Source organism: Oxalobacteraceae sp. CFBP 8761, assembly GCA_014841595.1.
Lineage (GTDB): Bacteria > Pseudomonadota > Gammaproteobacteria > Burkholderiales > Burkholderiaceae_D > Telluria.
Genome location: JACYUE010000002.1, coordinates 843,465 through 865,002, shown reverse-complemented (window position 1 = coordinate 865,002; position 21,538 = coordinate 843,465). Strand labels below are relative to the sequence as shown.

Annotated in this window: 21 protein-coding genes; 5 read left to right on the top strand and 16 right to left on the bottom strand. The window is 63.1% G+C overall.

Annotated features, from left to right (window positions below):
• Positions 1-18: 18 nt before the first annotated feature.
• The 3 genes from IFU00_16170 to clpS all read right to left on the bottom strand — a co-directional run bounded on the left by IFU00_16170 (position 19) and on the right by clpS (position 4,377).
• Entirely contained in the window at positions 19-1,584 is a 1,566-nt protein-coding gene (locus IFU00_16170; GenBank protein ID MBD8543821.1) for a HAMP domain-containing protein, read from the bottom strand.
• A gap of 193 nt (positions 1,585-1,777) precedes the next feature.
• On the bottom strand, positions 1,778-4,078 hold the full coding sequence (clpA, locus tag IFU00_16165) for an ATP-dependent Clp protease ATP-binding subunit ClpA (protein MBD8543820.1): 2,301 nt from the start codon (positions 4,076-4,078) through the stop codon (positions 1,778-1,780).
• Positions 4,075-4,377, bottom strand: coding sequence for an ATP-dependent Clp protease adapter ClpS (gene clpS / locus IFU00_16160; protein MBD8543819.1), 303 nt, complete (start codon positions 4,375-4,377; stop codon positions 4,075-4,077). Before clpS ends, clpA begins: the two co-directional genes overlap by 4 nt.
• 317 nt (positions 4,378-4,694) lie before the next feature.
• Between clpS and IFU00_16155 the strand changes: the two genes are divergently transcribed.
• Positions 4,695-4,898: a cold-shock protein gene (locus IFU00_16155; GenBank protein MBD8543818.1), complete on the top strand. Its 204-nt coding sequence runs from the start codon at positions 4,695-4,697 to the stop codon at positions 4,896-4,898.
• A gap of 84 nt (positions 4,899-4,982) precedes the next feature.
• On the opposite strand, the gene icd is transcribed toward IFU00_16155, so the two are convergent.
• Entirely contained in the window at positions 4,983-6,236 is a 1,254-nt protein-coding gene (icd, locus tag IFU00_16150; protein ID MBD8543817.1) for an NADP-dependent isocitrate dehydrogenase, read from the bottom strand.
• Positions 6,237-6,429: 193 nt separating this feature from the next.
• On the opposite strand from icd, the gene IFU00_16145 reads away from it, so the two are divergent.
• Entirely contained in the window at positions 6,430-6,996 is a 567-nt protein-coding gene (locus IFU00_16145) for a pseudouridine synthase (protein MBD8543816.1), read from the top strand.
• 52 nt (positions 6,997-7,048) lie between these two features.
• Here the strand turns inward: IFU00_16145 and IFU00_16140 are convergent, their stop codons facing one another.
• Both IFU00_16140 and rpsT read right to left on the bottom strand, forming a co-directional pair.
• Entirely contained in the window at positions 7,049-9,280 is a 2,232-nt protein-coding gene (locus IFU00_16140) for an NADP-dependent isocitrate dehydrogenase (GenBank protein ID MBD8543815.1), read from the bottom strand.
• A 414-nt stretch (positions 9,281-9,694) separates the two neighbouring features.
• The gene (gene rpsT, locus IFU00_16135) at positions 9,695-9,961 is read right to left on the bottom strand and encodes a 30S ribosomal protein S20 (protein ID MBD8543814.1); all 267 of its coding nucleotides are present in this window, start codon (positions 9,959-9,961) and stop codon (positions 9,695-9,697) included.
• Positions 9,962-10,170: 209 nt separating this feature from the next.
• Here rpsT and murJ point away from each other — a divergent pair, with 209 nt between their 5' ends.
• Complete coding sequence (gene murJ / locus IFU00_16130; GenBank protein MBD8543813.1) at positions 10,171-11,721, top strand: murein biosynthesis integral membrane protein MurJ; 1,551 nt, start codon at positions 10,171-10,173, stop codon at positions 11,719-11,721.
• A 7-nt stretch (positions 11,722-11,728) separates the two neighbouring features.
• Here murJ and IFU00_16125 read toward each other — a convergent pair whose 3' ends face one another.
• Both IFU00_16125 and IFU00_16120 read right to left on the bottom strand, forming a co-directional pair.
• The gene (locus IFU00_16125; GenBank protein ID MBD8543812.1) at positions 11,729-13,288 is read right to left on the bottom strand and encodes a dienelactone hydrolase family protein; all 1,560 of its coding nucleotides are present in this window, start codon (positions 13,286-13,288) and stop codon (positions 11,729-11,731) included.
• Between the two features lie 19 nt (positions 13,289-13,307).
• Positions 13,308-13,787 carry a nuclear transport factor 2 family protein gene (locus IFU00_16120; protein MBD8543811.1) on the bottom strand — a complete coding sequence of 160 codons (480 nt, stop codon included), beginning with the start codon at positions 13,785-13,787 and terminating at the stop codon, positions 13,308-13,310.
• Between the two features lie 339 nt (positions 13,788-14,126).
• Between IFU00_16120 and IFU00_16115 the strand changes: the two genes are divergently transcribed.
• Complete coding sequence (locus IFU00_16115; protein MBD8543810.1) at positions 14,127-14,678, top strand: GNAT family N-acetyltransferase; 552 nt, start codon at positions 14,127-14,129, stop codon at positions 14,676-14,678.
• 299 nt (positions 14,679-14,977) lie between these two features.
• Positions 14,978-15,205 carry a hypothetical protein gene (locus IFU00_16110; protein MBD8543809.1) on the top strand — a complete coding sequence of 76 codons (228 nt, stop codon included), beginning with the start codon at positions 14,978-14,980 and terminating at the stop codon, positions 15,203-15,205.
• A gap of 177 nt (positions 15,206-15,382) precedes the next feature.
• Here the strand turns inward: IFU00_16110 and IFU00_16105 are convergent, their stop codons facing one another.
• The 8 genes from IFU00_16105 to IFU00_16070 are packed head-to-tail and all read right to left on the bottom strand — an operon-like array spanning position 15,383 to position 21,524.
• Positions 15,383-16,135, bottom strand: coding sequence for a type II secretion system protein (locus IFU00_16105; GenBank protein ID MBD8543808.1), 753 nt, complete (start codon positions 16,133-16,135; stop codon positions 15,383-15,385).
• Entirely contained in the window at positions 16,129-16,512 is a 384-nt protein-coding gene (locus tag IFU00_16100; GenBank protein MBD8543807.1) for a type II secretion system protein, read from the bottom strand. The genes IFU00_16105 and IFU00_16100 overlap by 7 nt, the downstream gene beginning before the upstream one ends.
• A gap of 16 nt (positions 16,513-16,528) precedes the next feature.
• Positions 16,529-17,002 (bottom strand): type II secretion system protein, encoded by a 474-nt coding sequence (locus IFU00_16095; GenBank protein MBD8543806.1) that lies wholly within the window; start codon positions 17,000-17,002, stop codon positions 16,529-16,531.
• A gap of 11 nt (positions 17,003-17,013) precedes the next feature.
• Positions 17,014-19,083, bottom strand: coding sequence for a general secretion pathway protein GspD (locus IFU00_16090; protein MBD8543805.1), 2,070 nt, complete (start codon positions 19,081-19,083; stop codon positions 17,014-17,016).
• Positions 19,083-19,628, bottom strand: a complete 546-nt coding sequence (locus IFU00_16085; GenBank protein ID MBD8543804.1) for a hypothetical protein — start codon at positions 19,626-19,628, stop codon at positions 19,083-19,085. Before IFU00_16085 ends, IFU00_16090 begins: the two co-directional genes overlap by 1 nt.
• Entirely contained in the window at positions 19,625-20,200 is a 576-nt protein-coding gene (locus IFU00_16080; protein ID MBD8543803.1) for a hypothetical protein, read from the bottom strand. The genes IFU00_16085 and IFU00_16080 overlap by 4 nt, the downstream gene beginning before the upstream one ends.
• A complete protein-coding gene (locus IFU00_16075) occupies positions 20,197-20,742 on the bottom strand; it encodes a PilN domain-containing protein (GenBank protein MBD8543802.1) in 546 nt (181 codons plus the stop codon). The genes IFU00_16080 and IFU00_16075 overlap by 4 nt, the downstream gene beginning before the upstream one ends.
• Positions 20,739-21,524: a hypothetical protein gene (locus tag IFU00_16070; protein ID MBD8543801.1), complete on the bottom strand. Its 786-nt coding sequence runs from the start codon at positions 21,522-21,524 to the stop codon at positions 20,739-20,741. The genes IFU00_16075 and IFU00_16070 overlap by 4 nt, the downstream gene beginning before the upstream one ends.
• Between the last annotated feature and the right edge of the window lie 14 nt (positions 21,525-21,538).

Here is a 21,538-nt window from a genome sequence, read left to right as displayed (position 1 = left end):
TTGCCGCCAGCGTGCACCCTACGCCAGCAACAGAGGCTCTTGACGTAATTTGAACGTCGCCACCAGCGCCGACAACTCCGCGGCCTGCTGGCGCATCGAGGCGGCCGCTGCGGCCGCTTCTTCCACCATCGCCGCATTCTGCTGGGTCGAGAGGTCCATCTCGGCAATCGCGCGGCTCACTTGCGACACGCCGTTGGCCTGACCAGCGCTGGCGGTGTGGATTTCGCCCAGGATGCCCGCCACGTCGTGCACGTGCTGCAGCATGGTGCGCATCGTGGAGCCGGCCGCTTCGGCAATGCCGGTGCCAGCCTCGATCTCGCGCGACGACTCGCCGATCAGCTTCTTGATTTCTTTCGCGGCGCCGGCCGAGTGCTGCGCCAGGTTGCGCACTTCGGACGCCACCACGGCAAAGCCCCGCCCCTCGCTGCCGGCCCGTGCCGCTTCTACCGCCGCGTTCAGGGCCAGGATATTCGTCTGGAAGGCAATGCTGTCGATCATGCCGGTGATGTCCACGATGCGCGCGGCCGACGCCTTGATCGCGCCCATGCGCACGACCAGCTGACCCACGGCCTGCGCGCCCTCGGCGGCCACGCCGGATGCGGTCTGGGCCAGCGCATTGGCCTGCTGCGCGTTGGCGTTGTTGCTGGCGATCGCGCCCGACAATTCGTCCATCGCCGTCACCGTCTCGCGCAGCGATTCAGCCTGGCGCTCGGTGCGGATCGACAGGTCTTGGTTGCCTTCGGCGATTTCGCTGGACGCGGCATCGATTGCCTGCGCTCCTTGCAGCACTTGCGCAACAGTGCCCGACACGCCGTGCGTCATGCCGTTGAGCGCATCGAAGAGGCGGCCGATTTCATCGGTGCGGGTGTGGCTGATGGTCGGGCGCAGATCGCCATGGGCCACCTGCTCGGCCAGCGTGGCGGCTTGCCTGAGCGGCCCCACCAGATTGCGGGTCAGGAGCCAGGCCAGGCCACCGGCCACGGCCAGCGCTGCTGCGCCCAGCGCCAGCAGCAGCACCTTGCTGAAGCTCGATTCCGCTGCCGACGCGTCGGCCAGGCGGTGCGCTTCGGTGCTCTCGTGGGTGAGCAGCCCCTCGAGCGCGGCCACTTCCGCCCGATAGGCAGGCTCCCAGCGCTTGGTGAGGATGTCTTCGACCAGACCCGTCTGGCCCAGGTCCTTGGCTTTGAACAGGTCGGCCTGGATCGCGGCCAGCGCGGCTTTGTTTGCGCTCGCCCCGGCGATCAGCGTGCGTTCCTGTGGCGTGGCCGGCAGCTTGCCCAGCTTCGCCTCGATGTCGCTGGCGAGCTTGCGGCCCTCGGCGAGTTGTGCGCCGAAGTAATCGCCCAGTTCCAGGCTGTCGCTGCGCGCAATCGACACGGCGCGCGAGCCGTTCAGGCGCGCGATGCCCAGCAGCTCGGACGTCAGTTGCTGTTTGGCCAGCTTGTCGTCCACCAGGTTCGACGTGATGACATCGGCCGCATGCATGCGCCAGACGGCAACGGCGGCAATGAGAACGATGACGAGGGACAGGATGCCAAAGGCGCCGATAAGCTTGGTAAACGTATTGCGCGGTGCGAGTCGCATTGGGGATCTTCGTGAGAGTGAAACAGCGCGTGCGCACAGTGTAGGAAGCTTCGATGACAAGCATGTGAAATAGCCTCTAAGTAACTCATATTGCATCGAAGAAATCATCAATCAACGTTAGGTGTGGGTTCTGCTGGGCATAAAAAAAGCCCGCGGCACTTGCGTGCGCGGGCTTTTGCGGGAGCGAACCTGCTTACTCGATTTCGACCGTCTCGGCCGGAGCCGGTGGCGGGCTGACATCGCCCTCGGGGAATTCGAGGACAACCTCGTCCTTCTCGTTCAGGTCGACCGTGACGCGGCCACCGTTGGTCAGGCGACCAAACAGCAGTTCGTCGGCCAGGGCCTTGCGGATCATGTCCTGGATCAGGCGCGACATCGGTCGTGCACCCATCGACGGATCGAACCCTTTCTGGCCGAGGAACTTGCGCAGCTTCTCGGTGAAGATGGCTTCGACTTTTTTCTCGTGCAGCTGCTCTTCCAGCTGCATCAGGAACTTGTCGACCACGCGCAGGATGATGTCTTCGTCCAGCGCGCGGAAGCTGATGATCGCATCCAGACGGTTACGGAATTCCGGCGTGAACATGCGCTTGATATCGCCCATCTCGTCGCCCGCTTCACGCGAGTTGACGAAGCCCACCGAACGCTTGGTCAGGCTTTCGGCGCCCGCGTTCGTGGTCATGACGATGATCACGTTGCGGAAGTCGGCCTTGCGACCGTTGTTGTCGGTCAGCGTGCCATGGTCCATCACCTGCAGCAGGATGTTGAAAATGTCCGGGTGGGCTTTTTCAATCTCGTCCAGCAGCAGCACGGTGTGCGGCTTCTTGGTGATCGCTTCGGTCAGCAGGCCGCCCTGGTCGAAACCAACGTAACCCGGTGGCGCGCCGATCAGGCGCGAGACAGCGTGCCGCTCCATGTACTCGGACATGTCGAAGCGCACCAGCTCGATGCCCAGGATGAAGGCGAGCTGCTTGGCGACTTCGGTCTTGCCGACACCGGTCGGACCCGAGAACAGGAACGAACCGATTGGCTTGTCCGTCTTGCCCAGGCCAGCACGCGCCATCTTGATCGCGGCCGACAGCGCCTCGATCGCCGGGTCTTGCCCGAACACGACGTTGCGCAGATCGCGGTCGATCGTCTGCAGCTTGCTGCGGTCGTCCTGATTGACCGACTGCGGCGGGATACGCGCGATCTTGGCGATGATGTCCTCGATCTCGGTCTTGCCGATCGTTTTTTTCTGCTTCGACTTCGGCAGCACGCGCTGTGCGGCGCCGGCTTCGTCGATCACGTCGATGGCCTTGTCAGGCAGGTGACGATCATTGATGAAGCGCGCAGCCAGTTCGGCGGCGGTGGTCAGGGCCGAGGCCGAGTACTTCACGCCATGGTGCTCTTCGAAGCGCGACTTCAGGCCACGCAGGATCGCGATCGTCTGTTCGACGGTCGGCTCGTTGACGTCGACCTTCTGGAACCGGCGCGACAGCGCATGGTCTTTTTCGAACACGCCGCGGTACTCGGTGAAGGTGGTCGCACCGATGCACTTGAGCTGGCCATTGGCCAACGCGGGCTTGAGCAGGTTCGATGCGTCGAGCGTACCGCCCGATGCTGAACCGGCGCCGATGATCGTGTGGATCTCGTCGATGAACAGGATGCCGTTCGGCGTGTCCTTGATCTGCTTGAGCACGGCCTTCAGGCGCTGCTCGAAATCGCCGCGGTACTTGGTGCCGGCCAGCAGCGCGCCCATATCGAGCGAGAACACGACAGCGTTCTGCAGGATTTCAGGCACGTCTTCCTGGACGATGCGCCATGCCAGGCCCTCGGCGATCGCGGTCTTGCCCACGCCCGCCTCGCCCACCAGCAGCGGATTGTTCTTGCGGCGACGGCACAGGATCTGGATGACGCGGTCGACTTCTTCTTCGCGCCCGATCAGCGGATCGATCTTGCCATCGGCCGCAGCTTTGTTCAGGTTCTGCGTGAACTGGTCCAGCGGGCTTTCCTTGGCCTGGCCTTCGACCTGCGCTTCCTCGACGCCTTCCGGCGCCTTGGACGTGTCGACCTGCTGGTCCTTGCGCACGCCGTGCGAGATGAAATTGACCACGTCGAGACGGGTCACGCCCTGCTGGTGCAGGTAGTACACCGCATGCGAGTCTTTTTCGCCGAAGATGGCCACCAGCACGTTGGCGCCGGTGACTTCCTTCTTGCCATTGGACGCCGATTGCACGTGCATGATCGCACGCTGGATCACGCGCTGGAAACCAAGGGTCGGCTGTGTGTCGACCTCGCCCGTGCCAGGCACGGTCGGGGTGTTATCGCCGATGAAATTCGTCAGGGTCTTGCGCAGGTCTTCAATATTGACCGCGCATGCACGCAGGACTTCGGCGGCCGAAGGATTGTCGAGCAGTGCCAATAGCAGGTGTTCCACGGTGATGAACTCGTGGCGTGCCTGGCGTGCCTCGACAAAGGCCATGTGTAGGGATACTTCAAGTTCCTGCGCAATCATACTTCCTCCATCACGCACTGCAGGGGATGCCCTGCCTTGCGTGCATGCGTTAAGACAAACTCCACTTTGGTACACGCTATATCTTTGGAAAACACGCCGCACACTCCTTTGCCGTTCTGGTGTACCGACAGCATGATCTGCGTGGCCGTTTCCCGATCCTTGTTGAAATACTCCTGGATCACGGCCACGACAAACTCCATCGGCGTGTAATCATCGTTCAGTAGCGCCACCTGGTATAGCGGAGGCGGTTTGACGGTCTGCCGCTCTAGCAGTTGTTCAGTATCGTGCTTCGTTGCCATGGGGTATTCTAATACTTCCGAGGTTAGTGCCAAGCGTAAACATCAGCCCGTTTTTCTGTTGTTTCCATCTTACGCGTTTTCGGATAACTGCGCAGATGGCGTTTCGATTGCCGAAATCAAGTCCACTGCACAGGAATACGATGAAAAATTTGACAACCCCCGCCCCAAACCTCTTGACTTGCGTGATTATTCCACCAACAATGCAGTCATCGACTTTGTACTTATGTACTCGTTGATACGCAGTTAGCAGGCTGAGGAGGGCAAGAGGTTTCTTGCTTTTATGGCTCGTGTGATTTGTTAAATTTGAAAGTTCTTTTATGGCAACTGGTACTGTTAAGTGGTTCAATGATTCCAAAGGCTTTGGCTTCATCACGCCTGATGACGGCGGCGAGGATCTGTTCGCACACTTCTCCGCAATCAACATGAACGGTTTTAAGACCCTCAAAGAAGGTCAAAAAGTCCAATTCGAAGTCACGCAAGGCCCTAAAGGCAAGCAAGCTTCCAACATCCAGGGTAACTAATCATTCCCCTACCGGAAGTGAAAAGCCCCACTCTCGCAGTGGGGTTTTTTTTCGCCCGTCGGCACTGCGACGACGGGCTGCACGTCACATCTGTTCGATCAGCACTTCACCAAAGCCCGAGCACGACACCTGCGTTGCCCCTTCCATCAGGCGCGCGAAATCGTACGTCACTTTTTTCGACACAATGGCCTTGCCCATCGCTGCGATGATCAGGTCGGCCGCCTCGCTCCAGCCCATGTGACGCAGCATCATTTCGGCTGACAGGATCAGCGAGCCGGGATTCACGTAATCCTTGCCGGCGTATTTCGGTGCCGTGCCGTGGGTCGCTTCGAACATCGCCACCGAATCGGACATGTTCGCGCCCGGCGCGATGCCGATGCCGCCGACCTGGGCCGCCAGTGCATCGGAAATGTAATCGCCGTTCAGGTTCAGCGTGGCGATCACGCTGTATTCAGCCGGGCGCAGCAGGATCTGCTGCAGGAAGGCGTCGGCGATCGAGTCCTTGATCATGATGTCGCGCCCGGTCTTCGGATTTTTCAGCTTGCACCATGGGCCGCCGTCGAACAGCTCGGCGCCGAATTCCTTCTGCGCCAGCGCGTAACCCCAGTCGCGGAAGCCCCCTTCGGTGTACTTCATGATATTACCCTTGTGGACCAGGGTCACCGATGGCTTGTCGTGATCGATCGCGTACTGGATCGCCTTGCGCACGAGGCGTTCGGTGCCCTCGATCGAAACGGGCTTCAGGCCCAGGGCCGACGTGGCCGGAAAACGGATCTTCGACACGCCCAGCTCGGCTTTCAGAAACGCGATCAGCTTTTGCGCGCCTTCCGACCCGGCCTCCCATTCGATACCGGCATAGATGTCTTCGGAGTTTTCACGGAAGATCACCATGTCGGTCTTTTCCGGCTGCTTCAGTGGCGACGGCACGCCAGTGAAATAGCGCACCGGGCGCAGGCAGACATACAGGTCGAGTTCCTGGCGCAGCGCGACATTCAGCGAGCGGATGCCGCCGCCGACCGGCGTGGTCAGCGGACCCTTGATCGAGACGACGTACTCCTTCAGCACGTCCAGCGCTTCGGCGGGCAGCCAGACATCGGCGCCGTAGCGTTTGGTCGCCTTTTCACCGGCGAAGATCTCCATCCAGGCGATGCTGCGCTCGCCACCGTAGGCCTTGCGTACCGCCGCGTCGACCACCTTCTTCATCACCGGCGTGATATCCGCGCCCGTGCCGTCACCCTCGATATATGGAATGATCGGCGTGGCCGGCACATTCAGGCTGCAGTCGGCATTGACGGTGATCTTCTGGCCCGCAGGCGGGACGGTGATATGCTGGTACATCTAGTTCTCCAGGTAGGTGGCGAAAGGCGAAGCGAACGACGTTATGAACTACGTTACGAACTACGTTACAAACTCGCCTACAATGTCGCCGTGGCCAGCGTCAGCCGAGGGCTGCTCTTCATTATGCCCCAGTATTTTGCCATATTGCCACGCTACCGGCTGGCCGCCCTTTCATTCGTTTCTCTGCACCTTCATGTCCCTGATCCTCTTCAATAAACCGTTCCAGGTCCTGTGCCAGTTCTCGTCCCAGGAAGGCCGCGAATGCCTTGCTGACTATCTCAAGATTCCCGGCATCTACCCCGCCGGCCGGCTCGATGCCGACAGCGAAGGCCTGATGCTGCTGACCGACGACGGCCAGCTCCAGCACAAGATCGCCCATCCCGATCACAAGGAAGCCAAGACCTACCTGGTGCAAGTCGATGGCGTGCCCGATGCCGCCGCCATGGCGCGCCTGCAGGCGCCGCTTGACCTGGGCGACTTCGTCACCAAGCCGTGCCGCGCCGCGCGCATCGCCGAGCCCGAGTGGCTGTGGCCGCGTAATCCGCCGATCCGTGCGCGCCAGGACAAGCCCACCAGCTGGCTTGCCATCACGCTCGAAGAAGGCAAGAACCGCCAGGTGCGCCGGATGACGGCGGCCGTGGGCTTGCCGACGCTGCGCCTGGTGCGCAGCAGTATCGGCCCGTTTTCCCTGAGTACGCACCCATTGCTGCCAGGCGAATTCATCGACGTCCCAGCCTACTCGCGCCACGCGGACGAATAAAAAACCCGCCGACCTCTCGGTCGGCGGGTTTCAGTTACAGCAGCCGTTCAGATCAGGCGAACGAATCGATCGCCGCATTGAAGGTGGCGCTCGGACGCATCGCGGCCGTCACCTTGGCTTCATCCAGCTTGTAGTAACCACCGATATCGACCGGCTTGCCCTGCACTGCCAGCAGCTCGGCGACGATGGTCGCTTCGTCGTCGGCCAGTTTCTTGGCCAGTGGCGCGAACGTGGCGGCCAGTGCGGCGTCGTCAGTCTGCGCAGCCAGCTCCTGCGCCCAGAACAGCGACAGGTAGAACTGGCTGCCGCGGTTGTCGAGCTCGCCGGTCTTTGGCGATGGCGACTTGCGGTTGTCCAGCAGCTTGCCGGTGGCAGCGTCGAGCGTCTTGGCCAGTACCTTGGCCTTCTCGTTGCCGGTTTTCAGGCCCAGGTCTTCCAGCGACACGGCCAGCGCGAGGAACTCGCCCAGCGAATCCCAGCGCAGGTGGTTTTCTTCGACCAGCTGCTGCACGTGTTTCGGGGCCGAACCGCCGGCGCCCGTTTCGTACATGCCGCCACCGGCCATCAGCGGCACGATCGACAGCATCTTGGCGGACGTGCCCAGTTCCATGATCGGGAACAGGTCGGTCAGGTAATCGCGCAGGATATTGCCGGTCACCGAGATGGTGTCCAGGCCGCGCCAGACGCGCTCGAGCGTGAAGCGCATCGCGCGCACTTGCGACATGATCTGGATATCCAGGCCGCTCGTGTCGTGGTCCTTCAGGTAGACCTTGACCTTCTTGATCAGTTCATTTTCGTGCGGACGGTACGGGTCGAGCCAGAACACGGTCGGCATGCCCGAGTTGCGCGCGCGCGTCACGGCCAGCTTGACCCAGTCGCGGATCGGTGCATCCTTGACCTGGCACATGCGCCAGATATCGCCCTGCTCCACGTTTTGGCTCATCAGGACTTCGCCGGTGGCGAGGTCGGTGATGTTGGCCACGCCGTCTTCCTGGATCTCGAAGGTCTTGTCGTGCGAGCCGTATTCTTCGGCTTGCTGGGCCATCAGGCCGACGTTCGGGACGGTACCCATCGTCTTCGGATCGAAGGCGCCGTGCCATTTGCAGAAGTTGATGATCTCCTGATAAATGCGCGCGAACGTGCTCTCCGGGATGACAGCCTTGACTTCCTTCAGGCGGCCATCGGCGCCGTACATCTTGCCGCCGGCGCGGATCATCGCTGGCATCGACGCGTCGACGATCACGTCGTTCGGCGAATGGAAGTTGGTGATGCCCTTGGCCGAATCGACCATGGCCAGTTCAGGACGGTGTTCCTGGCAAGCGTGCAGGTCGCGGATGATTTCTTCGCGCTGCGACGACGGCAGGTCGGCGATCTTGTTGTACAGGTCGGCCATGCCGTTGTTGACGTTGATGCCGAGGCTCTCGAACAGCGCGCCGTGCTTCTCGAATGCTTCCTTGTAGAACATGCGCACGCAGTGACCGAAGACGATCGGGTGCGACACCTTCATCATCGTTGCCTTGACGTGCAGCGAGAACAGCATGCCGGTGGCGTGTGCGTCTTCGATCTGGGCTTCGTAGAAGGCCAGCAGCGACTTGCGGCTCATGAACATCGAATCGATGATTTCACCGGCCAGCAGCGAGACCTTTGGCTTGAGCACAATGGTCTGGCCGCTCTTGGTGACCAGTTCCATCTTGACGTCGCGCGCAGCCTCGACCGTCATCGACTTTTCGCCGTGGTAGAAGTCGCCTTCGGTCATGTGCGCCACGTGGGTGCGCGATGCTTGCGACCATGGTGCCATCGAGTGCGGGTTCTTGCGCGCGTATTCCTTGACGGCGCGCGGGGCGCGGCGATCCGAGTTACCTTCGCGCAGGACCGGGTTCACTGCCGAACCGATGCACTTGCCGTACTTGGCCTTGACGGTTTTTTCTTCGTCGGTCTTCGGGTCCGACGGGTAGTCAGGGATGTTGTAGCCCTTGTCCTGCAGTTCCTTGATCGCGGTGGTCAGCTGGCTGACCGAAGCGCTGATGTTCGGCAGCTTGATGATGTTGGCGCTCGCCTCGAGCGTCTTCTTGCCCAGCTCGACCAGCGAATCCGGCACGCGCTGCTCGGGGGTCAGGTTTTCAGGGAACGCTGCCAGGATACGGGCCGCGACCGAGATGTCGCTGGCCGTGACGGTGATGCCGGCCGGCTTCGTGAAGGTGCTGACCACAGGCAGGAAGGCGTGGGTCGCCAGCAGCGGCGCCTCGTCGGTCAGGGTGTAGATGATGGTCTGATCACTGCTCATGCACATTTTCCTCGGTAATCGCGACAACGTCGCGCGTAGTAAAAACTGACAATTGGCCACGGCCCATCAATAGATGAGCCGCGGGCACTGGGCGCCGATGCCGGACATTCTACCCCTGTCTGCGACGGGAGGGCCAGAGCGCACCGGCGTACATTCCGTTGGTTGGGCGGCCGCGCCGTGCAAGGCCGCGAAACCTGTCTTCAACACTAGTCTTCTATAAGACATAAGACGCGCCATATTATGCCCCACCTTTGCGGCGGACACCAGTTTTTACGTTATCGCTAACGCCGTCATGCATTCCGGATGGAAAAATGGGAGCGCCAAGCAAAAAAACCCGCCAGGACCGAAGTCGGGCGGGTCTTTCCACTGCACAGAACTTGCCTGCGCGGCCCGGAGGCCGCACGCACGCGGGCTTTACGCCGACAGTGCTTTCAGGGCTGCAGCCAGGCGGCTCTTGTGGCGCGCTGCTTTGTTCTTGTGGATGATTTTCTTGTCAGCGATGCTGTCGATTTTCGACACGGACTGCTGGAAGATCAGGGTCGCGGCTTCTTTGTCGCCAGCCTGGATGGCTTTGCGAGCTGCCTTGATTGCGGTACGCAGGGTCGAACGCTGCGACGAGTTGTGCGCGTTTTGCTTAACTGCTTGACGAGCGCGCTTGCGCGCTTGTGCGGTATTTGCCATGGAATTTCCTAAATCGGGGTCAAGTTGCGTTTGCAAACATTAGCGACTGTTAAACCGGCGCAGGAGCCTGCCCAACGATTAGTGTCTGCTAACAGAATTCAGTACAGCCCATGATTATAGCGAAGCTTTCAAGTCTGGGCAATTCAAAATTCAAAGATTGTCGGCCGGATGTCTGTACCGGTCGAGTTGCACCAGTATAATCTCGCGCCATGAACCTGCTCAGAACCCTCGCCGCCATCTCCAGCATGACGATGCTTTCGCGCGTCACCGGTCTCTTGCGTGAAAGCCTGTTTGCGCGCGCTTTCGGCGCCTCGGCGTATACCGATGCCTTCATCATCGCGTTCCGCCTGCCCAATCTGCTGCGGCGTCTGTTTGCCGAAGGGGCGTTCTCGCAAGCGTTCGTGCCGATCCTGTCCGAATACAAGACGCAGCATGGCGACGTGGCCACCAAGACGCTGGTCGACCATGTCGCCACGTCGCTGCTGTGGGCCACGGTGCTCACCAGCATCGTGGGCATCATCGGCGCCCCGCTCCTGATCATGGTCCTGGCCGGCGACCTGCGCGAAACGCCCGGCGCCTACAACGCGTCGGTCATCATGACGCAGATGATGTTCCCGTACATCGCCTGCATGTCGTTCGTCGCACTGGCCGGCGGCATCCTGAATACCTGGCGCCAGTTCAAGATCCCTGCGTTCACGCCGGTGCTGCTGAACCTGTCGTTCATCTTCGCGTCGCTCGTGCTGGTCAATTACCTCGAGCAGCCGATCTACGCGATGGCGATTGCGGTCTGCGTGGGCGGCCTGCTGCAGGTGGCGATCCAGATTCCGTCGCTCGTGAAAATCGGCATGTTGCCGCGCATCTCGTTCAATCCGATGACGGGCCTGCGCGACGCCGGCGTGCGCCGCATGCTCAAGAAGATGGGCCCGGCCGTGTTCGCCGTGTCCGCAGCGCAGATCAGCCTGTTGATCAATACCGGCATCGCCGCCAGCCTGGCCGCCGGCGCCGTCTCGGCGCTGCAATATGCCGATCGCCTGATGGAGTTCCCGACCGCGATGCTGGGCGTGGCCCTGGGCACGATCCTGTTGCCATCGCTGTCGAAAGCCAATAGCGAAGGCGACACCGCCGAATACGCGGCGCTGCTGAACTGGGGCCTGCGCCTGACCTTCCTGCTCGCGCTGCCGGCCGCCGTTGGCATGGCCACACTGGCCGTGCCGATGATCGCCACCCTCTTCCACTACGGTAAATTCGACGATGCGGCCTTGGTCAATTCTTCGATGCCGCTGATGGCGTACAGCGCCGGCCTGCTCGGCATCATCCTTGTCAAGATTCTGGCGCCAGCGTTCTACGCCCGCCAGGACGTCAAGACGCCGGTGCGCATCGCCGTTGGCGTGCTGGTCGCCACGCAGTTGATGAACCTGATCTTCGTGCCGCTGATGGGCGTGGCGGGCCTGGCGCTGTCGATCGGCCTGGGCGCCTGCATCAACGCGACCTGCCTGTACATCGGCCTGCGCCGGCGTGGCATCTACACGCCGCAACCGGGCTGGGGGAAATTCTTCCTGAAGCTTGCCATCGGCGTGGCGGTCATGGGCGCCGTGGCATGGTTCGGCCAGGCGCAGTTCGACTGGGCCGCCATGAAGGTGACGCCCGGCCTGCGCATCGGTGCGCTGTTCGGCATCATCGTGGCCAGTGCCGTGACGTATTTTGCGATGCTCGCGCTGCTGGGGTTCCGGCCACGCGACTTCCGGCGCCGCGCGGCCTGAACGCTGCTTAGCCTGCGCCACCCCGGCGCAGCGCCGCGATCCGCGCCACGGCGTTGCGCTGGTTCGGATCGGCCGCGACGGCTTTTTCGTACGCCGCAATGGCTGACCTGGTGTCACCGAGCGCTTCATACGCCTCGCCTTCACTGTCGAACGCGTTGGCGTACTTCGGCTCGAGGAACGTGGCCAGCTTGAAAAGCTCGACAGCGCCGCGCGCGTTCTTTGCCCGCAGCAGCTGGTAGCCCAGCGTATTCATGCTTAAGGGGCTGAGCTTGAAGTCGGGCGAGCGTGCCACCATCCCGGCATGGATCGACTGCGCATCCTTGTAGCCGGCCTTGGCGAACGCACGCAGGAAGTCGCCTTCGCCAAGGAGTGCATGCCGGGCCGGCGTGAATGCCATCGACATCACCTGCGGGCCGATACCATGGCGCGCCGGCGACTGCTTCAGCCATGCAAGGGCGTCGGTGTCCTGCTTCAGATACGCGTCCAGGAACCGGCGCACATACAACGCGCCGCTGCGATACGCCTGCAGCACATCGGCACGCGCATAGTCGCCGAACGCCGCATCATCGGCAAAGCGCACATGCCACGCGCTGAAATCCGGATGCGTCATCGGCGGCAGCGTCGCGACATACACGTCGGAATACGTCATCGTGTTAAGGTAACTCTTGCCGAGCATGTCCTTGCGCTCCATGACTTCCGCGGACGGCGCACGCGCGCCCAGGTACAGCATCGGCACCGCAGTGCGCGCTGGCTGCACATAACCCGCCGCGCCCCATACCTTCGGGTGATACCGGATGGAGCCATCCAGGCTGACCAGCGCCTTGATGCGGCTGGAACGCGCCGCGGCAAACACATTGGCCATACCGCCCCAGCTGAAACCTGCCGCCGCCACATTGCCGATGTCGGCCTGCGGCAGCGTCTGCGCGTAATTGGCAAGGAAGGCGATATCGGCAGCCTGCGCCTCGACGCCGTCGACGTCGTCGGTCATCATGACCGAGCGCGCGCCCAGGCTGCGGCTGGCAAGCACCACATAACCATGGCTGGCCAGGTATTCGCACAGGTCGATGTTTTCATGCGCTTGTGCGGCAAAGCTGGGCGCGTAGATCACCACCGGAAAGCGGCCTGCGGCAGCCGCCGCGTCACGCACGGCCAGCGTCGGCGCGCGGTACTGCGCGCGCTGCGGCCCTGACACCCAGTCTGCCCGCTGCCTCGTTGCTTCGGCGGCCGGCGCGGTGAAGTCGACATCATTCAGGCTGGTTTGCTGATAATCTGCGGCCAGCATCGGCGCGCCGCCACCACGCCTGGCTGGATACCAGACCAGCATCTGGATTGGCCGGCCAGGCGCAGCATTGCCGGCCTTGCCGAACGCATCGACCTGCGGCTCGAGCAGCCGGCTGTAATCGTATTGCTGGATGACGCGCAGGCCGACGGCATGCGGGCCAGCCTCAGGGATCAGATTTGGCGCGGCAGGCGCCGGCACGCCTGCGCTGACACTGACACTGACACTGACACTGGCGGCGATGGAGAACAAGATCAGGACGGGACGCAGGCTCATTGGCGATTTCATTGACGACTTCATTGGTTGTTCACTTGGCTGGTGCGGCCGATGGTCGGATCGGCGTGTAGTGCGCTGACACCAGCTTCCAGGCGCCGTCCTGCTGCAGCGCCACGAAACTCGAGCGCACCGCGGCTGTGCGGGTTTGCCCGCCAACCGTCATGACGTAAGACATCTTCGCGAGCACGATGGCGGTATTGCCCAGCACGCGCGGCATGATCTCGTCGACGGTGATTGCCGGCAGCGGCTTGTCGTCATGCTTGACATAGAACGACAGCATCTTCGCGCGCGGGTCGACCTCGCCGATTGGGGAAATCTCGGTATAGTTCTCTGCCGTCAGCGCTTCCAGCGTGGCGCGGTCGAACGTGCCTTGCGCCGTGGCAAAGCGCTGCACCAGCTCGCTGACCGACTGTTCGGGTGTGGCGGCGTGGGCGGGCGTGATCGACAGGCAGGCAAGCGCGCCCGCAATGCATAGCGTGTTGTTGCAACGGTGCGACAGGGAAAAGACCATGCGACTCCTCGTAAAGTTGGTCAACGCCGGCAGCGGCGTCACGGTGACGGTCGATCATAGCAATCCGCGTTATTGTTGCCTATTAAAAACGGATGCATATGACTGCTGGGTTACTGTGGCGTGCAAATGCAATTCGCCACCACACGGGAAAGTCCGCTACAGCAACTGCAGTCTGTCAGCGCTCGCGCAACTTGTTCCGGGGACGGCAGGAACGTACACTGAGCAATGCTGACGATCTGCTTTCGGCCAAAGCAGCCAGTCGCAGCAGTCAGTTGGACAAAAAGGTGCGCATATCGCCTGCCCCGATTCTCATATTTTTATTAGAGAGTAAACGATTTTATGGGGCCGATCCGCATCCGCACTCTGCAGCCAATTGATGCTGAGCCATTACTGAAACTTGAACTGGAAAATCGTCAATGGTTCGAACGTCACATTGACGCACGCAGCTCCGCCTTCTACTCACTCGAAGGTGTTACCGAACATATCGCCTCTTATTTGGCAGGTCTTGATAACGGAATCTGGCACCCGCTCGTTATCGAAGATTCTGAAGGAAAAATAGTGGGCCGAGCGAACCTGAAAGATATCAACGTTTTGGAAAGATCGGCAGAAGTCGGATATCGGATTGCCGAGAGCGCTTGCGGGCAAGGATTAGCAACACTGGCGGTCAGGCGGTTGATCCAGGAGGCGCGGTCACATTGGAACCTCACTCGTTTAGTCGCCAATGTATATGCTGGAAATATAGGTTCGGCAAAAGTGCTCCAACGGTGTGGATTCTCGCTCAAACACGTGATTCTCCAGCAAGAGATAGAGCGCGTTTATCAGTTTGTGCTTTCAATCAACGACTCCAGCCTGTACGAATCGGCAATGTCAGACCTACCCTGCCCCGCTTGACCCCGCCCTGCTACTGCGTGCGAGTCATCATTCCGCACTACGCAAAGCCCTTGTCGCGCATTCGATACCCCATGCTACCAAAAAGTAACTTCCCAATTCCAATTAATCTTTTTAATTACGACAAGTCTTGTAAATAATTGACGGAATTTGATATTTCGCGCATTTCTGCAGATATTGGAGTTGTAGACTGCTATTGCTTTCCCTGACAGGCCAGGCCTTCAATGGAGCGGCGATTAATGTTACAAAGCATTTAAAAAAAGTCGACCATACGACGATGTTTCAATTTGCGAGGAGTGATAATGGCTCTTGCAGTGGGAATTATCTTTCTTGTTGGAGGTGCTTTCGGCCTGTATTGGACTGGAAAGCGGGCGTTTTATCGGCGCAATTCTGCTGGAATTCAGGAGTTCAGTAGCTATAGCGGAGCGCTCGTAACCAACGCGTTAGAGGGCATCGTCAGGATAGGATCGCTGATTGGTATCGTGCTGGGCGTTATGATGATTTCTATGTGGTTCATGTTTGGACGCTAGTCTGTAAGTTTTGCCAAGAGTGCGGCCATCGGACTGCCCATCAGATCGCCCGCCTCGCCTGCCCGAAGACGCTTCAGCCACGAACAAAGTCTGGTACCGACTGCGGCGAGCGCCAAGCTGGAGTCCGGGCTTTAACCTGCAAGCACGGGCGCGCGCTATGGTAATTGTCGCCCACACCTACCCGTCTTCAGGCGGCTTTTCTGGCGAAGCTTCGGCTTCCGGTTCGGGGGCATTCACCGGCGCAGGTTCCGGGACGGTATCCGGCGCGGTATCCGGCACGGTATCCGGCGCGGTATCCGGCACGGGATTCGACTCCTCTGTCGCCTCTGCCGGCAGCACATCTGCGGGCGCCGCCGCAGGCAGGCCAAGCGGCGCTGGTTGCGCTGGTTGCGTAGTCGGCGTTGATGGCGCAGCAGACAGTGGCTGCCCAGGCGCCTGCCCCAGCGCCGGATCGCGCGCCTTGAACCGCCACGCCGAAATCGTATCCGCATTGTCCAGGCCCGCAAACCGGCTGTCGAAATTGGCGACCTTCAGCGGCCTGGCCGTCGACAGACTATGCACTGCAACGACGCCCGTCGTGCCATCCCCGAGATACACCACACCCCACTCGGCCTTGCCCGTCAGCGGGTCGACGAAGATCTTGCGCAGGTGCCGGCGCACGCCCGGCACGCGCGGGTCCTTCAGCAATTCCTTGAGCGATGGCGGATACGGCGACGCGCCTTGCGGCGTCGCGGCCGCGTAGCTGTCCAGCGCCGCGCTGAAGGCAGCGCCAATGTCCAGCAGTTCTTCTTCGGCCGCCGCCCGTTGCAGCAGCGCGCCGATCTTGAGCGTGGCCGCGCCTACCAGGCCGATGATGGTGACAAAGATGATCAGGCCCAGATAGGTGAACCCGGCCTGGCGCCTGCGGCGTATCCCTCCCCGAACTACCATTCCAGATAGGGCCGGCCGCGCCGGTCGTTGCCCGGCGCCCCGCTGCGCAGATTGGCAAAGCCGCCCTGCTCCCCTTCGTGCGGCGCTTCGAGGATCCACGTATCGCGCGCTTCGGTGACCGGGTCGAGCGGGATTTCGCGCAGGTAGCGCGCCTCCACCAGTTGCTCGAGCGACTCGGGATAGCGGCCGGTATCGGAGCGGTACTGATCGACCACCTGGCGCGTGTTGCGCAGGTTATCGGCCAGGATGGTCTCCTTCGCGCTGTCGATGCTGGGGAAAAAGCGCGGCAGCGCCACCGTCAGCAGCAGCGCGATGATCCCCAGCACCACCAGCAGTTCGATCAGCGTGAAGCCGCGGCCTTTTACATGCATGCGCATCGTGCTCACCTTGTTCTCACCATTTGTTGTAGGGGATGCCGTTCAGCCCCACGCGCGTGGAGCGCGAATACACATCATAGACATCGTCGCCTTCCTGCGGTTGATCCGGCTCGCTGGCATAACTGCGCTTGCCCCAGGTGGCGGCGTCATCGAGATCGCGCTCAGGCGTAAATGGGTCGCGCGGCAGGCGCCGCATGAAATAGATCCTGGCCTGCTTCGGGCTGCGCAGGTCGGGCACGCCCTGCACCAGCAATTCCAGCCGCGCCGGATAGCCGCTGGCGTCGGCGGCCTTGGCCACGCGGCCTTCGTCGGCGGCCTTCTTGTAGGCATCCAGGCCGGCGCGGATCTCGCGCAGGCCGCGCCGCAGTTCCTGTTCGTCACGGCGCTGCACCGTGACTTCGGCCACCGGTAGCACCAGGGTGCCGAGCAGGCCCAGGATCGCGAGCGTGACGAGCAGCTCGATCAGCGTGAAGCCGTGCCGCGCGCGCATGCCCGGCTGTGTCATCGCTGCGGCACTGGCGGCGACACGCCCGGCGGATAGGCGGCCGGCTGCGCCATGGCCTCTGGCGCAGATGCAGGCACGGATTCAGGCACCGCCACAGGCTGACCGGGCGGCGCCGATGGCGGCGAGCCCAGTTGTGGCGTGGCCGGCAAGGCCGACGGCGGCACCGAAAATGACGTCGCAGGTTCCTGCGCCGGTGGCGGCGCAACGGGCGTCGTGACCGTGGTCGTGGTGACCGTCACTGGCGGCGCCAGAGCCGGCGTGGCAGGCCGCACACCCGTCGTCGGCAGCGCTACCGGTGCGCGCACGGCATTGTCGGGCCGGCGGCGGAAGCTCGCCTCGGTGCCTGCGCCGAATTCGGACGCCGACGCGGGTGGGCGCTGCACCGCGCGCACGATGCGCGGCGTGATCGACAGCAGGATCTCGGTGCGTCCGTTGCTGTCGGTCTGGCTGCCGAACAGGCGCCCGACGATCGGCAGGTCGCCCACGCCCGGCACCTTGGTGCCACTGCTGCGGTCTTCATTGCTGATCAGGCCAGCGAGCACCTGGTTCTCGCCATCCTTCAGTTGCAGCATGGTGGTCGCCGAGCGGCTGCCGATGCGGTAGGCCACGGTGCCGTTACGGGTTTCGACGCGCTCGCCCAGCGTGCTGACCTCGAGGTTGATGCGGATCGCCACCTCGTTGTTGAGGTAGATGGTTGGCTCGACGTTCAGCGTCAGGCCCACGTCCAGGTACGTGATGTTATCGGACGCGAAGCCGCCGATCCCCGACGACACCGTTGCCGAGATATTCGGGATCTTGTCGCCGATGACGATCTTGGCCTTTTCCTTGTTGCGCACGCGGATGCGCGGATTGGCCAGCGTCGTCGTGTCGCCGTCGGTCTTGCTGGCGTTGAGCGTGGCGCTGATCGGGCCCGTCGTGATCGTGCTGCTGTTCAGGCCACGCAGCTGGTCGATGGTCAGCACATTGCCGTCGAACGACGTCAGTGGCGAGAACCCGAGCGATGTCGGCCAGTTGATCCCCAGGTCCATCACGCTGCTGCGGTTGATCTCCAGCACCTCGACGTCAAGCATCACTTCGGGCTCCGGCACGTCCTGCAGCGCGACCAGCTGCGTGGCGATGCGGATCGCTTCCGGATTGTCGCGCAGGATTACCAGGTTCAGTTTTTCATCGACCACCACGTCGCGGCTCTTGAGGATGGTCTTGAACGTGTTGGCGATCGACTTGGCGTCGGCATTCGCCAGGAAGAACGTCTTGACCGTCATTTCCTGGTACTCGCGCAGCTTGGCCGCGACGTTCGGGTAGATCAGGATCGTGTTGCCGTCCATGACCTGACGCTCGAGCTGGTTCGTCATCAAGAGGTAGTAGACGGCCGCTTCGACGGTGCTGTTCTTCAGGAAGATCGAGGTGCGGGTATCGGCCTTGACGTCCTTGTCGAAGATGAAGTTCAGGCCCGAGTGGCGGGCGATGATCTCGAATACCTGCTTGAGCGGGGCGTCGCGAAATTCGAGGCTGATGGGCTTGCGGTAGCTGGCCGCCAGCGCCGCCGGGCCGGACGGCGCAGCCGCTGCCTTCTCCTCAATCTCCAGCAGCAGCAGGCGCGCCGCCTCGTGCGCCGGGCGCTCGGTCAGCACGGCCGCGAGCTTGTTGCGCGCCGTGTCGATATCGTCCTTTTCAAAGGCGGCGCGCGCCTCGATCAGTGCGGCCGCATGGCGCCGGTCCGCCTCCACCTGGCGCAGGCCAGCGCGGGCGCGGTCGTTGCCCGGATCGATGGTCTGCACGCGCCGGTATTCGTTGCTGGCCACATCGATCTGGCCGGCGGCCAGCGCACGGTCGGCTGCTTCGACCATGCGCACGACGGCGCCGTCGCGCGCGCGCAGGTAGGCCGCCTTGTATTCGGGGTTGCCGGGGTCGGAGGCCAGCGCCTCCTGGTACTTGGCCAGGCCGGCGCCGACCTTGTCCTGGGCCACCAGTGCGTTGCCCTCCTGGTAGGCGCGCTGCGCCGCGCAACCCGCGAGAAGAAACGGCAACAGCAGCAGGGTCAACCCCTGCATCGGCAAACGAGCCATCAATCGAATACTCCAATATTGAGCTGCTGGACCTGGTCCAGCGGCAGGTAAGTCAGGGTCAGCGTGGGCGGACGGATCGCGTCGACGCGGTAGGCGCCGTCGATCGTCGCGCCGTCGCGCACGAGATAGGTACGGTCGTTGCGGGCCAGGTAGATTTCCCAGACGCCGTCCTGGAGCGACTTGCCGATGTACGTGAACGGCAGCGGTGGCGCCACGGGCGGCGGCGGTGGCGGCGGCGGTGCGTTCGATGGCGGTGGCGGTGGCGGCGTCCAGTCGTGGCGCGCGAACAGGCCCTGCCCGCCCTCGCCGAAGCGCTCGCCGTCGGCGCCGATCAACTCGTCGCGCGGGACGAGGCGCACGATCGCGGTGTCCGCGACCGGCTTGGCGACCACCGCGACCGTGCTGCGCGCAGGCGCAGTGGCGGCAGTCTTTGCCACGCGCTCGGCCGGTTCGGCCAGCGTATCGTCAGGCGTGTTGTCGCCAAAAACCACCAGGCCGGCGGCCAGCGCCAGCGCGCCACCCATGGCGATGTGACGGGGCTTCATCGTGCTTCTCCCGGTGTGGCGCTGCGCTCGGCGAGATAGAAGGTCAGGCGCAGCCGCGCATCAACGCCTGCCTCGCCAATCGCGTCGCGGCGAAACGCCACGTCGTCGAGCGAGGCATGCGGGACCGCGCGCAGCACGTCCATCGCGAACTGCCAGATCGCCGCGTAACTTCCCTTGACCGGCAGGTTGACCTGGTAGGCAACCAGCCGGGCATTGCGATCGACCGTGGTGCGGTACTCGCCCTGCTCCAGCGTCAAACCATGGCGGGCGGCCAGTGCGAACACCGCTTTCAACTGGCGCTCAACACTGCGTGCATCGCCCAGCGTCGCGTAGAACTGCGCCAGGTTCTGGTCGCTGCTCGGTGGCGGCGCGCTTGGTGCCGGGCGTGGTGGCAGCGGCGTGCGTGCAAGGCGGCGCGCGGCCTCGTAGTCTGCTTCGAGGCGGGCGCGCGCCGGCACCAGCGCGACCTGCACGGCTGCACCGGCCACGATCAGTATCAAGACAAGCGCCATCAGCGGATTGACGCGCGCGAGCAGCAGGCGGGCGCGCAATGGCAGGGTCGCGAGCGTCATGGCGTCCCCCATTGCACACTGACCTGGAAACGCAGTGGCCGGTTCGGGTCTTCCTGCATCACTTCATGGCGCATCAGTACCACACTCGTGAACCATTCCTCGGCCTGCAGGCGGGTGATGTAGGCCAGCATGTCGTCGCTGTTCTTGGCCTCGGCGCTGATGCGCAACGTACGCCGCTTCGCATCGGGTTCCAGCGCCAGCAGCGCGATCGAGGCTGGCGTGGCGTCGGCCAGCGCCGCCGCAAGGTCGCGCCATGGCAGGTTCAGTTGCTGCACGGCGGCGTTGACGGCGGTGACCTGCGCCGGCGCCAGGGTCACCTTGGGCGCGGCGGCCACCACGACGGGCGGCGGCGCACTGCGCACGGCCAGCGCCGCCTGCAAGTCGGTCAGCTCCTGCTGCTGCTCGACGTAGCGCTGGGTCATGAACCCTGCGGGCACGCACATCGCCAGCACGGCGGGCAGCATGAAGATCAGGCGCGGCGGCGTGCGAAACAGCGTGCGGCGCAGGCCCGGCGGGGCGAAATCGATGCGGGTGCGTTTCATGCCGGCGCTCCCGTGCGCGCCAGGCGCGCCAGGTCGGACCAGCCGTCGCCGGCGTTCTGCTCCAGCAGGCTGCACGCGAACTTCAGGCGCCCCGGGCTGCTGCCCCAGGCGGCCGGCGCGGCGCCGCACAGTTGCAGCCGTTCGGGCCGCCCCACGCCCACGCGCAGCGCTTCGCGCGCCACGTGCGATTCCAGCCAGTCGCGATCGGCGCCGGCCGGGATCGGGCTGCTGCGCACGGCCATCAGGAGCGCGCCGTCGTAGGCTGCAAGCGACAGCACGCCGCCATGCACCTGGCCGAACCACGCCCCTGCCCTGCGCGCCTGGCGCCATTGATTGAGCGCGGCGACAAATTGCGGCCGGATGTCGACCAGGTGAAAGCGGTGGGTCTCGGCGGCCAGCTGCAGGCCGTCGAGCAGATTGAGCGGCGCAGCGCTGGCCAGGAACGGCTTGGCGGCATCCCAGTCGGCGCGGATCACCCACTCGGCAGGCGGCGCCCCGAACAGGTGCTGGAAGCGCAGCGCGGCCGCCCCTTCGAGGTCGCCCATGCGCGTGGCGCCTTGCGGCGGCGTGACCTGCCACAGGCGGATCAATTCATCGGCCAGCACGACACTCACCGTCCAGCCGCCAGGCGCATGGTCGGCGAACAGCGCGGAGAGGCCCGTGGCCAGCGCATCGGGCGCGAACAGGTCGAGCCGCTGCTCGGCCAGCAGCACGGGCGCGCGGCCGAACAGGCGGTCGATCCTGACGAGGGCCAGGCCGTCGCTGGCAATGCCCAGGCGCAGGGTGTGTCCAAAGC

Bases quoted from the DNA above. Each gene is read 5' to 3' on its own strand.
- IFU00_16100 (MBD8543807.1), bottom strand. From the start codon at position 16,512: ATGCGCATGCATGTAAAAGGCCGCGGCTTCACGCTGATCGAACTGCTG.
- clpA (MBD8543820.1), bottom strand. From the start codon at position 4,078: ATGATTGCGCAGGAACTTGAAGTATCCCTACACATGGCCTTTGTCGAG.
- IFU00_16170 (MBD8543821.1), bottom strand. From the start codon at position 1,584: ATGCGACTCGCACCGCGCAATACGTTTACCAAGCTTATCGGCGCCTTT.
- icd (MBD8543817.1), bottom strand. From the start codon at position 6,236: ATGTACCAGCATATCACCGTCCCGCCTGCGGGCCAGAAGATCACCGTC.
- IFU00_16105 (MBD8543808.1), bottom strand. From the start codon at position 16,135: ATGGTAGTTCGGGGAGGGATACGCCGCAGGCGCCAGGCCGGGTTCACC.
- IFU00_16120 (MBD8543811.1), bottom strand. From the start codon at position 13,787: ATGGTCTTTTCCCTGTCGCACCGTTGCAACAACACGCTATGCATTGCG.
- murJ (MBD8543813.1), top strand. From the start codon at position 10,171: ATGAACCTGCTCAGAACCCTCGCCGCCATCTCCAGCATGACGATGCTT.
- rpsT (MBD8543814.1), bottom strand. From the start codon at position 9,961: ATGGCAAATACCGCACAAGCGCGCAAGCGCGCTCGTCAAGCAGTTAAG.
- IFU00_16095 (MBD8543806.1), bottom strand. From the start codon at position 17,002: ATGCGCGCGCGGCACGGCTTCACGCTGATCGAGCTGCTCGTCACGCTC.
- IFU00_16140 (MBD8543815.1), bottom strand. From the start codon at position 9,280: ATGAGCAGTGATCAGACCATCATCTACACCCTGACCGACGAGGCGCCG.
- IFU00_16110 (MBD8543809.1), top strand. From the start codon at position 14,978: ATGGCTCTTGCAGTGGGAATTATCTTTCTTGTTGGAGGTGCTTTCGGC.
- IFU00_16085 (MBD8543804.1), bottom strand. From the start codon at position 19,628: ATGAAGCCCCGTCACATCGCCATGGGTGGCGCGCTGGCGCTGGCCGCC.
- IFU00_16075 (MBD8543802.1), bottom strand. From the start codon at position 20,742: ATGAAACGCACCCGCATCGATTTCGCCCCGCCGGGCCTGCGCCGCACG.
- IFU00_16155 (MBD8543818.1), top strand. From the start codon at position 4,695: ATGGCAACTGGTACTGTTAAGTGGTTCAATGATTCCAAAGGCTTTGGC.
- IFU00_16080 (MBD8543803.1), bottom strand. From the start codon at position 20,200: ATGACGCTCGCGACCCTGCCATTGCGCGCCCGCCTGCTGCTCGCGCGC.
- clpS (MBD8543819.1), bottom strand. From the start codon at position 4,377: ATGGCAACGAAGCACGATACTGAACAACTGCTAGAGCGGCAGACCGTC.
- IFU00_16115 (MBD8543810.1), top strand. From the start codon at position 14,127: ATGGGGCCGATCCGCATCCGCACTCTGCAGCCAATTGATGCTGAGCCA.
- IFU00_16125 (MBD8543812.1), bottom strand. From the start codon at position 13,288: ATGAAATCGCCAATGAGCCTGCGTCCCGTCCTGATCTTGTTCTCCATC.
- IFU00_16145 (MBD8543816.1), top strand. From the start codon at position 6,430: ATGTCCCTGATCCTCTTCAATAAACCGTTCCAGGTCCTGTGCCAGTTC.
- IFU00_16090 (MBD8543805.1), bottom strand. From the start codon at position 19,083: ATGGCTCGTTTGCCGATGCAGGGGTTGACCCTGCTGCTGTTGCCGTTT.